The 14,587-nt window shown below is 63.2% G+C and carries 7 protein-coding genes; 1 reads left to right on the top strand and 6 read right to left on the bottom strand.

Annotated features, from left to right (window positions below; translation table 11 throughout):
• Positions 1-4 precede the first annotated feature (4 nt).
• Together KW845_RS24650 and KW845_RS24645 are read right to left on the bottom strand one after the other, a co-directional pair.
• Complete coding sequence (locus tag KW845_RS24650; protein ID WP_218371986.1) at positions 5-7,648, bottom strand: type I polyketide synthase; 7,644 nt, start codon at positions 7,646-7,648, stop codon at positions 5-7.
• 640 nt (positions 7,649-8,288) lie between these two features.
• Positions 8,289-9,416, bottom strand: a complete 1,128-nt coding sequence (locus KW845_RS24645; RefSeq protein ID WP_218371985.1) for a branched-chain amino acid ABC transporter substrate-binding protein — start codon at positions 9,414-9,416, stop codon at positions 8,289-8,291.
• A gap of 213 nt (positions 9,417-9,629) precedes the next feature.
• Between KW845_RS24645 and KW845_RS24640 the strand changes: the two genes are divergently transcribed.
• Positions 9,630-10,229 carry an alpha/beta hydrolase gene (locus tag KW845_RS24640; protein WP_218371984.1) on the top strand — a complete coding sequence of 200 codons (600 nt, stop codon included), beginning with the start codon at positions 9,630-9,632 and terminating at the stop codon, positions 10,227-10,229.
• Positions 10,230-10,277: 48 nt separating this feature from the next.
• Here the strand turns inward: KW845_RS24640 and KW845_RS24635 are convergent, their stop codons facing one another.
• From KW845_RS24635 to ugpB, 4 genes are all read right to left on the bottom strand, one after another.
• Positions 10,278-11,366, bottom strand: a complete 1,089-nt coding sequence (locus tag KW845_RS24635; RefSeq protein ID WP_218371983.1) for a sn-glycerol-3-phosphate import ATP-binding protein UgpC — start codon at positions 11,364-11,366, stop codon at positions 10,278-10,280.
• A 37-nt stretch (positions 11,367-11,403) separates the two neighbouring features.
• On the bottom strand, positions 11,404-12,231 hold the full coding sequence (ugpE, locus tag KW845_RS24630) for a sn-glycerol-3-phosphate ABC transporter permease UgpE (protein WP_218371982.1): 828 nt from the start codon (positions 12,229-12,231) through the stop codon (positions 11,404-11,406).
• A 19-nt stretch (positions 12,232-12,250) separates the two neighbouring features.
• Positions 12,251-13,132, bottom strand: a complete 882-nt coding sequence (gene ugpA, locus KW845_RS24625) for a sn-glycerol-3-phosphate ABC transporter permease UgpA (protein ID WP_218371981.1) — start codon at positions 13,130-13,132, stop codon at positions 12,251-12,253.
• Positions 13,133-13,243: 111 nt separating this feature from the next.
• Positions 13,244-14,557 carry a sn-glycerol-3-phosphate ABC transporter substrate-binding protein UgpB gene (ugpB, locus tag KW845_RS24620; RefSeq protein ID WP_218371980.1) on the bottom strand — a complete coding sequence of 438 codons (1,314 nt, stop codon included), beginning with the start codon at positions 14,555-14,557 and terminating at the stop codon, positions 13,244-13,246.
• Between the last annotated feature and the right edge of the window lie 30 nt (positions 14,558-14,587).

Raw genomic sequence — 14,587 nt, 5'->3', positions numbered from 1 at the left:
GGTTTCATGGAATCAGGCGTTTGGTGCCGGCGGCGCCGGATCGCAGGTCGTTGGCGAACGCCTCGACGACATCGTCGGCCATTTCGTCCGTATGCTGGGAGACTACCTGTTCGACTTCGGCACGCAACGTGTCTTGCTGCGATGCGTCCTCTTCGTTCCGTAGCAATTGCAGTAGCCGGCTTGCCAGCTTGGCAAGTGTGGGGCTTTCGTTCAGCGCCATGACAGGCAGCCGGATGCCGAATCGGTTTTCCAGCGCCACGACCAGCTCTACACCCATCAGCGAATCCAGGCCCATGTCATAGATCGAGACCTCGGGGTTGAGTTTGTCGGCGGGCACGCGCAAGATTTCGCCTACTTCGGCCCTGAGCATGTCGACAATCATGGGATGCAACGCATTGTCATCGAGCGTGGCCAGCAGGTGGTCGATATCCCGAGTGTCTGCGTCATCCTCTCCGCTTTCGCCGGCATGGCGTGCGAGCAAGCTGAACTTGGGGGCCGCCGCGGTGGGCAGGAAGCGGCGCAGCGCACGCCAGTCGAGTTCGAGCACACCGAGGCCGCTGGCACTGGCCAATAGCATATCTTCCAATACCTGCAACGCTACATCGGATGCCAGCGCGGCACCGCCCATGCGGCTTTGCAAGGCGTCTTTGACCTTCTTGTTGCGAGCCAGGTAGCCAACATCGTCGATGGCACCCCAACGTATGCAAGTAGCGGGCAGCCCCAAGGCGCGCCGGTGCCGCGCCTGGCTTTCCAGCCAGCTGTTGGCGGCAACATAGTTGGCTTGGCCGGGATTGCCGAACAGGGTCGTGGCTGATGAGAACGTGACGAAGAAGTCGAGCGGCAGTTCGCGGGTAGCGATATCCAGGTGCAGGGCGCCCAGTATCTTGGGCGCCAGTACACGCTGGATTTGATCCGCCGTGGTGCTGCGCACCAGGCCGTCGTCGATCACCATGGCGGCATGCACGATGCCCTTGAGCGGCGGCATGTCATCGCCAATGTGCCGCAGCAGCGCCGCTACTGCCTCGGCGTCGGTCACGTCGCAGGCCGCGGCGTGCACGGCAACTCCTCGCGCTTGCAGGGCCGCGATGGCCTGCGATGTTGCGTCGGACGCCGGGCCGCTGCGACTGACCAGCGCCAAGTGGCGTACGCCCTTGTCGGCCAGCCATTGAGCTGTGCGCAGGCCGAAACCGCTCAAGCCACCGGTGATCAGGTATGTGGCCTGGTCAGACAGCCCCAGCGAGGCAGGCTCGGCGGCAGCCGCCGCTGCGGCGCAATGGATGTCGCGAATCCCGTTGCGGTAGGTAATGACGATCTTGCCGATCTGGCGTGCCTGCTGCATGTAGCGGAATGCGTCGACGACGTCGTTGGCGTCGAATTCCTGGTACGGCAGCGGATGCAGGGCACCCTGTTCGAACAAAGCCATCATTTCGGCGAACAATCGGCGAGTGAGGGCAGGGCGTTCACGCAGCAGTTGGTCGGCGTCGATGCCGAAATAGCTGATGTTATTGCGGAAAGGCCGCAATCCGATGCGCGTGTTCTCGTAGAAATCGCGCTTGCCCAGTTCCAGGAAGCGGCCGAACGGCTTCAGTACCCGGAAATTGCGATTGATAGCTTCGCCCGCCAGCGAATTCAGCACCACGTCTACGCCGCGGCCGCCAGTGTCGGCCAGGATCGCGTCAGCATAGGCCAAAGAGCGTGAGTCGTAGATATGCTGCACGCCCAGCAGGCGCAGGAAATCGCGCTTTTCGTCGGATCCGGCGGTGGCATAGATTTCGGCACCGCGCCATTGGGCGAACTGGATGGCGGCGATGCCAACCCCGCCGGCTGCGCCATGGATCAGCACCTTCTCGCCTTCTTCGAGTTGCGCCAAGTGATGCAGCGCGTAGTAGACAGTAAAGAAGGTGCTGGGGATAGTGGCAGCCGCCTCGAATGAGATTCCCTGGGGAATATGGGCGACCGCGTCGGTCTTTGTCACGACAAGATTGGCGAAACTGGCCGGCCCGAAGCCGACGACGGCATCGCCCACCTTATATTGCTGGCCCGCTTGGGTCCCGGCACGTACTACCGTGCCGGCGAATTCCAGACCCAGGGAAGCGCCTGCGTACCCATTTTCTATGGCTTCATCAGACAGCAGGCCCAGGGCATACATGACATCGCGGAAATTCAATCCAGTTGTGTGTACCTGGATTTCCAACTCGTCTTCGGCCACCGCGGCGACTGTACGAGCTTCCCAGCGCAGGTTGCGCAATTGCCCGGGAAACTCGAACGCCAGGCGAACCGTCCCGGCCGACGGTACGGGCGGGATCGCGGCAGACGGACGCTCGACCGCTCTCAGGCGTGGCGCATATCGCGCGCCGCCAGCCGTGATTACCGACTCTTGTTCCGCATCAGGTTGGCACAATTCACGCTCGAGCGCCTGCAATGCGGCTTCGCCCGGCTCTGCGCTGGGCAGATCGACCAGGCGCACGGTGAACTGGCCAGCCTCATTCATCATGGTCCGGCCATAACCCCAGAGCGTGGCATCGTGCAGTGACGTTTCGTCTGGCCGTCCTGTGGCCCAGTGCTGCGCGGTGCCCGCCGTCAGCAGCCACAGGGTGGCACCAATGCCGCTGCGCTCCAGTGCCTGGAATGTGGCAGCAGCCAGGGTGCAGCGGCGCACCTGCTCTTGCAACATGTCGGCGGGCGAGGTGCAAGCCTGCAGCGCCAGGCCGTCCATATGGATGATGCCATCGACTTGGGACAGGCGGGTCCTGGCCTGTGCCAGGAGCGTGTCCATCTTGGCAGGGTCGGCGTTGCACTGGATATGCGTGCGATGGCCGGCGGCATCCAGGCGCCGAGCCACGGCCTGGGCCAGGGCGAGGTTGCCGGGTTGTTCGCTGGCCAACAGCAGCCAGCCGGATGGCACGACCGGCAAGGTGCCGGCAGCGGATTGCGAAGCTCCGGTGGCGACGCCGGCGACCGCAGGCAACAGGTACGGACCCGAAAGCGTGTCAGGCGCGAATTCCAGCACGGGTTGGCAAACGCAGCCTTGTTCTGCCAAGGCTTCCTGCCAGAACCGGGCGGAGTACTGGCACGAGGCTGGGCGGCCGTCTTCAGCCGTCGTGCTCCACCAGGAGGGGGCCGATCCGGCAATGAAGTCGAGCCATGCCACCGGGTGCGTCCCTACCAGCAGCAACAGGCCTTGCGCCTTCAGGTGCTGCCGCGCATATTGCAGGGCGCGTTGAGCGTCGGTGGCGTTGGCGGCGTCGATATGCAGGATGACCAGGTCGTGCACAGACGGGCTGGCCGCTTCGGCATTCTGTCCTATCAGCGTTATCGTCGCTTCGGGATACGGATCGAGCAGGCGTTGTGCGTGCTCGAACGAGTCTGCCGAGGTCGAGGCATAACTGTAGTCGGCCAAGTCGAAATCCAGGGTACTGCAGCAATCTGTTGCGAAAGCCGGCGCGTGATCGCTGACCTCCAGTACGCTCAGCCGGGCACCAGGGGGAAGCGAAGCCTGCGCGCGCGCAAGCTCGGCCCGCAACGCGGATCCGGTGCGCTGGCGTGCTTCAGCTCCCAGGATCTGCCGGACCAGCGCGCCGGGGGTGGATTGGATGGAATCTGATTTGATTGCGACACTGCGTCCCTGCAGCAGTGCCGCCAAATGCAGTCCGCCCCGGCCTGCGGCGTGCACGATGTGTGCGTAATCGGGATATTCGCGAACCAGGCTGTTCCAGATGTCGATAACGCCGGGCGCTGCCTCGTCGTCTTCGGCGGCTACGCAAGTCCAGCCTGAAGGCGTGCGTTCCAGCAGGCCTGCGTGGACCGCTCGGGCCAGCAAATGATCGAGCAGGAGGGCGGTATCGGGTACAGCCTGGCGGCACCGGTCGACCACATCGTCGTATAAGTGGCCGGTGTCCGGCGCCAGGTCGCGTATCGCCTGCAGCAAGAAGCGGTCGCACAGGCTGTCGAGCAGCGGCTCGATTTCATGCGCGTAGCGTGCATGGGTACCGTCGTGCACTGCTGTCGCGATCATCGACGACAACGCATTTGCCACGGCCGGAGCGTCCAGTGTGCTCTGACGGCTGTCGGGATTGTCGGCATGAGGGCTGGGCACGCCGACTTCGGCCAGGAAGTCGGGTGCGCGGGTCGTTGCCTTGGACAGCCGGATACTTCGGAAGCGCGTGTCGCGCACCGCGGCTACTTGTTCGCCCGCCTGGTTGAACAGCGCGAAATCGACAGTCAGAGAGTGGGGGCTGCGGCGCCGCAGTGTGGCGCGCACCCACTGAGGTGTGCCGCGATCGCCATCCAACGCCAATCGGCCGATTTTGGCGGGTACGAATGCGATGTTCCGGTCGGCGGATGAGTTGTCGAACAGCAATGGCACGACCAACTGGAAAGCACTATCGAGCAGGGCGGGATGCAGGTGAGTCCGGGCTAATCCATCTTGCAGGGTTGCTGCCGGCTCAAGCCGGGCAATGACGGTATCGGGAGCCTCTCTCCAGCCATGCTTGATGGCACGGAAGGCCGGTCCGTAGTCGAGCCCAACGGCATGGGTCAGCCGGAAGTGCGCATCGGCGGTAAAGTCAGCGGGGCGATCCGGTTGTTGTACGGGTGAATCCGTCAGCAATGCGCTTCCCGGTTCACGCAGGATCCGGCCAGTCGCATGCAAGGCCCAGGGTTCGGTACTGCCCAGTTCTTTTGCGTGGATCCGGAAAACACCATCGGCCGGGTCGAGAGTGAAGCGCACGCGCTTGGATGGCGCCGCAGCCAGCAGTAACGGAGCATGGATCTCGAGCTCTTCGATCTCGGCGCTGGCTCCGGGCTGCCACTGGGTGGCCGCCGCCAAGGCCATCTCTGCGAAACCTGCGCCGGGGAATACAGTGGCATCGCCGACCACGTGATCGGCCAGCCACGGATACATCGTGGTATCGAGCTGGTTTTCCCAGGTGGCGTCGTGTTGGCGCAGCGGATAACCCAGCAGCGGATGAACCTTGGCGCGCTGCAGTTGGCCAAGCGATTCGGACGTGACTGGATGCCAGTGCCGTTCACGCTGCCATGGATACGCGGGCAGGGATACATGGCGGCCGACCCATGGGAACAGATCTTGCCAATTGACGCGGGCACCGCTCAAGACAGCTTGCCCGGCCGTTTCGTGTATCTTGCCTGGTTCATCGCTGCCGCGGGTGGCCGTGATGAGGACAAGGCCTTTGCGATCGGCGGCCGCCAAGCTGTCATTGACGTATGAGCGCAGGACCGGATGCGGTCCTACTTCGATATAGACATTATCGCCACGTGCTACCAGGTTGCTGAGCGCCTGCTCAAATCGTACCGGCTCGCGTACATTGCGCCACCAGTAGTCGGCGTCGAGCTGCTTGCCATCGAGGCGGTCACCGCTGATGGTGGAGAAAAACGGGACATGGCCGGCTTGCGGACTCAGATGGCTCAGCGACTGCTGCAATCCCGGCCGGATGGCGTCCATGGTGGCGCTGTGGAAGGCGTAATCCAGATCCAGGCGCTTGTAGAACACCTGGCGTCTGGCCAGTTCGGTCTCGACCGTGGCCAGGGCGGCTGGGTCGCCAGCCAGCGTAGCGCCGCGCCCGCTGTTGTAGCCCGCGACGCACAGCGCATCGGCCAACTGCAATTCGGCAAGCAGGGCCTGCGCCGTTGCCCCGTCGATACCGACGGCGGCCATGCGGCCCTGGCCCTTGGTGGTGCCCTGCAGCCGGCTGCGGTGGAAGATGACCTGGACGGCGTCCGCCAGGGTCAGCGCACCGCATGCCCATGCTGCCGCCACTTCGCCGACACTGTGGCCGACAACGGCGGTGGGCAGGATGCCACGCTGCGCCAACATGCGTGTGATGCCGACCTGAATGGCGAATAGAGCCGGTTGGGCGATTTCGGTACGCTCATACTGATTTGCGTTGTCGGTACGGGCCAGTTCGTCGGCCAGGCGATATCCGGCCAGCGGCGCAAAGCGGTTGTCGATTTCATGCACTGCCTCGGCAAATACCGGGTCGGCCAATAACTGCCGGCCCATGCCCGCCCACTGCGAACCGTTGCCCGAGTAGACCAGCACAGGACCCTGCGCGTCAGGGACGGCGCTGCCGGTGGCTATGCTGTAGCGGGTGGCGTCGCCGTCGGCGTATCGGTTCAAGACTTGCGCCATGGCTTCGCCGTCCGTGCCATACACGACGGCGCGTTCGGGATGCCACTCGCGCCGCATGGCAGCGTGGTAAGCCACGTCATACAAGGCCCGTGCTGGTTGGCCCCGCAGCACGCCTGCCAAGCTGCGCGCAGAGGCTTTCAAGGCGTCGGGCGTTTTGCCCGAAACGATGACGGGTATCGCTGCAGTATTGGCCAGCTTGTCGCTCGGGTCAGCATCGCGCTCAGGAGGACTTTGCAGGATGACATGGGCATTGGCGCCGCCGAAACCGAACGAATTCACACCTATCGTCAGGGGCCCTTTCTGGCGCAGGGGCCGGTTCTGGGTGGCGACTTCGATATTCCAGCCCTCGAAGTCGATGGCCGGATTGAGCTTCTGGATCCCGATGGTGGCGGGCACCGTGCGGTGCTGCAGACTGTAGATCGCCTTGACCAGGCCGGCTGCCCCCGAAGCGGTTTCCAAGTGCCCCATGTTGCTCTTGACCGAGCCTATGGGCAGCGGGTTGCCGGCCCCGCGGGGCTGGCCCAGGGCGGCTCCGATGGCGCGCGTTTCGATGGGGTCGCCGACCGCCGTGCCGGTGCCGTGCGCCTCCAGGTAGTCGATGTCTTTCGGGGCAATGCCGGCACGTTCGTAGACTTGCCGCATCAAGGCAATCTGGGCATCGGCATTCGGCACGGTCAGGCCGGATTTGCGTCCGTCGGTATTTACGGCGCTGCCGGGAATGACGGCCAGGATGCGGTCGCCGTCGGCTACAGCTTGGTCGTAGTCCTTCAGCAGGAACAGGCCGCCGCCTTCCGAGCGCACGTAGCCGTTACCCGAAGCGTCGAAGACCCGGCAACGGCCGTCGGGCGAGAGCATCGACGCCTTCGAGAAGGTGATGAATCCGTAGGGGTGCAAGTGCAGGCTGATGCCGCCGGCGATCGCCAGATCGGTCTCGCCGGTGACGATGGCGCGGCAGGCCTGGTGCACGGCCACCAGGGATGACGAGCAGGCCGTGTCGACGGCCATGCTGGGGCCATGCAGGTCGAACAAGTATGACAGCCGGTTGGCAGCCACGCTGGAGGTGTTGCCCGTGGCCATGGACGCATCAATTGCGTCAAGATCATCGGACAATCGATGCGAATAATCGGCACTGGCAATCCCGATATAAACCCCGCAGTCGCTGCCCTTCAGGCTGGATGGCCGGATACCGGCATGCTCGATCGCTTCCCAGCATAATTCCAGCAGCAAGCGCTGCTGCGGATCCATCAACGCGGCTTCGCGCGGCGAAATGCCAAAAAAGTGCGCATCAAAGCCCGAAATATCGCCGATCGAGCCAGCGGCGAAGGTGTAGGCCGTACCCGGGTGGTCTTTGGCAGGATGCAGATAGGCATCCTGTTGCCAGCGATCGGCATCGACTTCGGTGACCAAGTCTCGCCCGGCCAGCAGGTCGGTCCAGTATCGGTCGGTGTCGGTATGTGGAAACCGGAACGAGAGCCCCACGACGGCAACACGCTTTGCCATGTATATCTTCCTTCGAACAACAGCTTTCGAGAGCTTTCTTGATTTTTTTTTTGCTATGGATAGACGACGCAGGGACCGGTTGCGGGGGCAACGGACAGGCTGTGTCTAACAGGCAATGATTAGTGGGGTGACGGCTGGTGGCCGGCTCGGCACGATAAGAATAGGAAGGATCCTTGTGTAGTTAAGGCTGCCACGGGTTCAATGAAAACAGAATGTCGTGCGGCGCGGATGGATTGAAGATTGGCCATTATGGTCGGGATGTCCGCAGATATCGAGGGTCAAATTTTACAGTTTATTGTGGTAAACAGAGACGCCCCGTGGTGCGCGGCAAGATGAGGATACAAAACGCTGCGCAATGCCGGGTTTCCGCAAATAAAGCTTCATTTGTGTTGGCTTCAGTATATTTGTCGGCCTTTATAGCCGACCCATGGCCGCCGTCATGTCGATTACTTATGTTGTAGTAACTACGGTAACAAAATGAGTGTAAATTGCCCGCCATCGCAAGTTATGAAATTTTTAGTTTCCTTGATGGGGTCTGGCGAGCGAATAAGCGACAAGTCAGCCGCCACATAAAAAAGGCCCCTGACGGGGCCTTGGAGTGCTCAGTACCGGGCAAGGGCATCGGGCCCTTTGCAATTCTTTATTTAAAAGCCGTCTTGCTGCCGTCTTTGTGCCAGGTAAAGACCTGGAATTCGAAGTCGTTCAGGTCGCCCTGCTTGTTCCAGGACGTCTTGCCGATGGGGGTGTCGAACGAGTTGGCGTGCAGGTAGTCGGCCACTTTGGTGGGGTCGGTGCTGCCCGCGCCCTTGATGGCTTCGGCGATGACCTGGGTGGCGGCATAGGCCGTGAGCTGGAAGGCGCCGCTGGCGTTGCGCTTCTTGCTTTCGAAGGCCTTGACGATATCGGCGTTGGCCGGATTCTGGGTGAAGTCGGCTGGCAAGGTCAGCAGCATGCCTTCGGCGGCATCGCCCGCGATGGCGTTGATATCGGGGTTGCCCACGCCTTCGGGGCCCATGAACTTGGCTTTCACACCCTGTTCGTGGGCTTGGCGCAGCAGCAAGCCCATTTCGGGGTGGTAGCCGCCGTAGTAGACGAAGTCGACGTTGTTGGACTTGAGCTTGGTGATGACGGCGGAATAATCGCTGTCGCCGGCATTGATGCCTTCGAATACCGCGACCTTGACGCCGCCTTTTTCAAGATTGTCTTTGACCGCGGTGGCGATGCCCTGGCCATAGGACTGCTTGTCGTGCAGCACGGCAACCGTCTTGGGCTTGATGTTTTCCAGGATGAACTTGGCGGCGGCGGGGCCTTGCTGGTCGTCGCGACCGATGGTGCGGAAGATGAACTCGTAGTTTTTGCCGTCGGTCAGGGCGGGCGAGGTGGCCGAGGGGGTGACCATGACCACGCCCTCGTTGTTGTAGATGTCGGCGGCTGCGATAGTGGCGCCGGAGCAGACGTGGCCCACCACGAAGCCGATCTCGTCGTTGACCACGCGGTTGGCGGCCACCGGGCCTTGCTTGGGTTCGCAGCCGTCGTCGATGACCACGGTTTCGAGCTTCTTGCCGTCGATGCCGCCGGCGGCATTGATGCGTTCAACCGCGGTGTCGACGCCTTCGCGCACCATGGCGCCGTACTGGGTGACCGGGCCGGTGGTGGGGCCGACCACGGCGATCTTGATGCTTTGCGCCTGTGCGCCGGCCGACACGGCCAGGCCCGCGGCCAAGCCGAGGGCGGCCAGCACCGGGGTGAGGCGGAATGATTGCTTCATGGGGAATCTCCTTTGCGTCGTTATATAAGCCGGTGAGCCTGCCTTGGCAGGCACCAGGCTTGTGCAGGCAAGCATACCTGAAAGCCCGGTGAATTTGCGCCAGCCGGGTAGACAATCGGATGGGCCGCCCAGCATTCTTTATGCCTCTGCGTATATATGCAAAAGACGATTTATTCGTTTGCGATCATAAGGTCGCGGGGCATTATTGACGCCATGAGATTCCAACCGATTATCGTTGCGGGCTGGAAAGACTCCGGCCCTGGCCACTGGCAAACCCGCTGGGAGCATTGCCTGCCGCACGCGCAGCGTGTGCAGCAGCCCGATTGGGAAACCCCGGATCCGGCGGTGTGGACTGCCACGGTGGCCGCCTATGTCGATGCGGCCGCATGTCCGGTCTTGCTGATTGCCCACAGCCTGGGCTGCCTGGCCGCGGTCAACCTGCCGGTGCCATTGCGTGCCAAAGTCGCGGGCGCGCTGCTGGTGGCGCCGGCCGATGTCGAACAGCCTGGCATGCCCGGTTGCCTGCGCGCATTCGCGCCGGTGCCGCTGCATTCGCTGTCGTTCCAGTCGGTGGTGGTGACGGGTGACAACGACCCGTACTGCCGGCAGGAACGGGCCAGGCAGTTTGCCGCTGCCTGGGGCAGCCGCTTCGAGGTCATTCCGCAGGGCGGACATGTCAACGCGGACAGCGGGTTCGGCGAGTGGCCGCAAGGCTTGAAGCTGCTGTCGGCACTGCGGCGCCGGGCGATCTGGCGCGTGGCGGCGCCGTTGCCGCGGGTGTCGCCGGTGCCGGCGTCCGTTGCGGCGCCGTAGGGACCGCCGCAGCCCGGTACCCGAATCGGGCGGCAGGTGCCGCTGCCGCTAGGTGTCCTGCACCCGCCGTCCGGTATCGGTCTCGAACCAATGCAGCGCGTGGCGCCCGTCGGGGCCCACGCTGATCCGGTCGCCTGGTTTGGCCGGGGTCTCGGCCAACTGGCGGGTGGCGCAGCGCACCACCACCATGGTCAGGCCGCAACGGCAATGCACCAGTTGCTCGGAACCCAGCGTTTCCACCATCTCGACTTCAGCCGCCAGGCCCTGCGCATTGAGCAGCATGTGTTCGGGGCGCATACCCATGGTGACCGAGCGGCCGCGCACCTCGGCCGGCACTTGCAGCGGCGAGATCTCCAGCGGCAGGCCGTCCGGCGTCTGCAGCGTGCCGTCTCCGGATACGTTGACCGGCATCAGGTTCATGGGTGGCGAGCCGATGAAGCCGGCCACGAAGGTGGAGGCGGGCTTTTCGAATACCTCCATCGGGGTGCCGATTTGTTCGGGCACGCCCTGGTACATGACGATCATGCGGTGGGCCAGGGTCATGGCCTCGACCTGGTCGTGCGTGACGTACAGGCTGGTGGTGCCCAGCCTGCGATGCAGCTTCATGATTTCCAGGCGCATGGCCACGCGCAGCTTGGCGTCCAGATTGGACAAGGGCTCGTCGAACAGGAAAACCTTGGGTTCGCGCACGATGGCGCGGCCCATCGCCACGCGCTGGCGTTGCCCGCCCGACAATTGGCGAGGCCGGCGTTCCAGCAGCTTTTCCAGTTCCAGGATCTGCGCGGCCGCCTCGACGCGCTTGCGGATGTCGTCTTTGGGAAATTTGCGGATCTTCAGGCCGTAGGCCATGTTGTCGAACACGCTCATGTGCGGATACAGGGCGTAGTTCTGAAACACCATGGCGATGTCGCGTTCCGCGGGCTCGAGCTCGTTGACGACCTTGTCGTCGATCAGGATCTCGCCGCTGGTCACGGTTTCCAGCCCGGCCACCATGCGCATCAGGGTGGATTTGCCGCAGCCCGAGGGGCCGACAATGACGATGAACTCGCCGTCTTGCACGTCGACGTCGATGCCGTGGATGACGGCGATGTTGCCGGCATAGGTTTTCTTGACGTTGCGAAAGCTCAGGGTAGCCATGGGATGTTCTTTGCTTGGACGGGTGCGGGCAGGACGCTCATTTCTCGGTGTCGACCAGGCCCTTGACGAACCATTTCTGCATCAGGATCACGACCAGGGCCGGCGGGATCATGGCCAGCATGGCGGTGGCCATGGTGATGTTCCATTCGGTTACGCTATCGCCGCCGCTGATCATGCGCTTGATGCCGATGACCACCGGGTACATGTTTTCCTGGGTGGTGATGAGCAAGGGCCACAGGTACTGGTTCCAGCCGTAGATGAACTGGATCACGAACAGCGCGGCGATGCTGGTGCGCGACAGCGGCAACAGCACATCGCGGAAAAAGCGCAAGGGTCCGGCGCCATCGATGCGGGCGGCCTCGACCAGTTCGTCGGGCACCGTCAGGAAGAACTGGCGGAACAGGAACGTGGCAGTGGCCGAGGCGATCAAGGGCAGGGTCAGGCCGGCATAGCTGTTGAGCAGCCCCAGGTCGGCCACCACCTTGTAGGTGGGCGCTATGCGCACTTCGACCGGCAGCATCAGCGTGACGAAGATCATCCAGAAAAAGAACATGCGTCCGGGAAAGCGGAAGTACACCACCGCGAAGGCCGACAACAGCGATATGGCGATCTTGCCCAGCGAAATGACCAACGCCATGACCAGGCTGACATACAGCATGCGGCCCACGCCGGCGCTGGCCAGCGCGCGGGCGTAGTTGTCGACGAAATGCGGTCCGGGCATCAGCGACATCGGCGCGGCGGCGACCTCTTGCGCGGTCTGCGTCGAGGCCACGAAAGTGACATACAGCGGGAAGGCCACCAGCGCCACGCCGCACAGCAGGATCAGGTGGGCCAGTATGTCGAGCCAGGGGCGGCGTTCAACCATGGTGTCGTAGCCTTGTGGTTCAGTACTGCACTTTGCGATCGATGTAGCGGAACTGCGCCACGGTCAGGGTCACCACGATGGCCATCAGCACCACCGATTGAGCGGCGGACGAACCCAGGTCCAGCCCGTGGAAGGCATCGCTGTACACCTTGTAGACCAGGATCGACGTGGCCGTGCCGGGCCCGCCTTGCGTGGTGGTATCGATGATCGCGAACGTGTCGAAGAATGCGTAGATGATATTGACCACCAGCAGGAAGAACGTGGTGGGCGACAGCAGCGGGAACACGATGGTCCAGAAGCGCCGTGCCGGCGAGGCGCCATCGATGGCGGCGGCTTCGATCAGCGAGCGCGGGATCGACTGCAGGCCGGCCAGGAAGAACAGGAAGTTGTACGAAATCTGTTTCCAGATGGCGGCGATTACCACCAGCGTCAGCGCCTGGTTGCCGTTCAGGCGGGGATTCCAGCCTACGCCCATGTTGTGCAGCGCCACCGCCAGGATGCCCACCGATGGCGAAAACAGGAACAGCCACAGCACGCCCACCACGGCGGGGGCCACGGCGTATGGCCAGATCAGCAGCGTCTTGTACAGGCCGGCTCCGCGGATGACGCGGTCGGCCATCACCGCCAGCACCAAAGACACGGCCAGGCCCACGAAGGCCACCAGCACCGAGAAGACGGCGGTGACGCGGAATGAATCCAGGTATTCGGGTTGGCGGAACAGGTCGACGAAATTGGCCAGGCCGACGAATTCGGAAGACAGCCCGAAGGCGTCCTGCAGCTGCATGGATTGCCACATGGCCTGGCCCGCCGGCAGGAAGAAGAAGATCAGCGTGACGGCGATCTGCGGGGCCAGCAACAGGTAGGGCAGGGTCTTGTGCCGGAAGACGACGCGTTTTTCCATGTAAGCACACCCTTGGGGCTTTATGAGAAGACGGCCTGCGTAGCGCCGCCGTGAAATGCCGCGCCGGCCGCGCCGCGGGCCCCGGTCGAGGCGGCGGCGCGGCCTGGCGGTTTACTTGACGCTTTTCTCGAACTTCTCGAGCAGTTCGTTGCCGCGGGTGACCATGGTCTTGGTGCCGTCCTGGGCGCTGACCTTGCCGGACATGATGCGTTCGATTTCCTGGTCCTGGATTTCGCGGATCTGCGGCAGGAAGCCCAGGCGCACGCCGCGCGACTGCGCGGTGGTCTCGACGTTGAGCTGCTTGACGCCCACTTCGGTGCCGGGGTTCTTGTCGTAGAAACCTTGCTTCCTGGTGAGCTCGTAGGCGGCCTTGGTGACCGGCACGTAGCCGGTCTGCTGGTGCCAGCGGGCGGCGATTTCAGGGCTGGCCAGGAAGTGGAAGAACTTGGTCACGCCCTTGTAGGTCTCGGGCGACTTGTTGGCAAACACCCAAAGCGAGGCGCCGCCGATGATGGTGTTCTGCGGCGCGCCCTGGACGTCGGCATAGTAGGGCAGGGTCGAGGTGCCGAATTCGAACTTGGCATTCTTGGCGATATTGGCGCGCAGCCCGCTCGAGCCGGTGATCATGGCGCACTTGCCGCCGATGAAAAGCGAATTGGGCTGGTCGCCGCGCCCGCCGTACATGAAGATGCCTTCTTTGGCGAGCTTGGCCAGGTTGTCCAGATGGCGCACATGCAGCGGTGTGTCGATGGCCAGGCGGGCGTCCAGGCCGCCGAAGCCGTTGTCTTGGGTGGCATACGGGACGTTGTGCCAGGCCGAGAAGGTCTCGAGCTGTACCCACGACGGCCACGACGTGGTGTAGCCGCATTCCTGGCCGGCGGCCTTCAGCTTCTGGCCGGCGGCGGCCAGTTCTTCCCAGGTCTTGGGCGGCTTTTCAGGATCCAGGCCTGCCTTCTTGAAAGCGTCTTTGTTGTAGTAGAAGACCACCGTCGAACTGTTGAACGGCATCGAGATCAGCTTGCCGTCCTGCGACGAGTAATAGCCCGCCACCGCGCCGATGAATTGCTTGGGATCGAGCGGATCGCCGGCTTCTTCGGTCATCTGTTGCACCGGCTTGATGGCGCCCTTGGCGTACATCATGGTGGCGGTGCCCACTTCGAATACCTGGAGGATGTCGGGCGCATTGCCGGCGCGGAACGCCGCAATGCCGGCGTTCATGGATTCGCCGTAGTTGCCCTTGTAGACCGCGTTGATTTTGTAGTCGGTGTTCTTCTTGTTGAATTCCTGGACCAGTTCGTTGACGCGTTCTCCCAGCGCGCCTTCCATCGAGTGCCAGAACTGGATTTCCGTGGCGGCGTAGGCCGAAGATCCGGCGAAGGCCGCCAGCAGGGCGGCGAAAGTGAAGGCAAGGCGGTGGGATCGCATGGGAAGGTCCTCCTGGTTGCGTTGCCGCGG

The sequence above is a fragment of the Bordetella sp. BOR01 genome (genome assembly GCF_019218885.1).
In the GTDB taxonomy this organism is placed as follows: Bacteria; Pseudomonadota; Gammaproteobacteria; order Burkholderiales; family Burkholderiaceae_B; genus Bordetella_A.
Note: the sequence above shows the minus strand (reverse complement) of the source record. Positions and strands in the feature narration are given on the sequence as shown.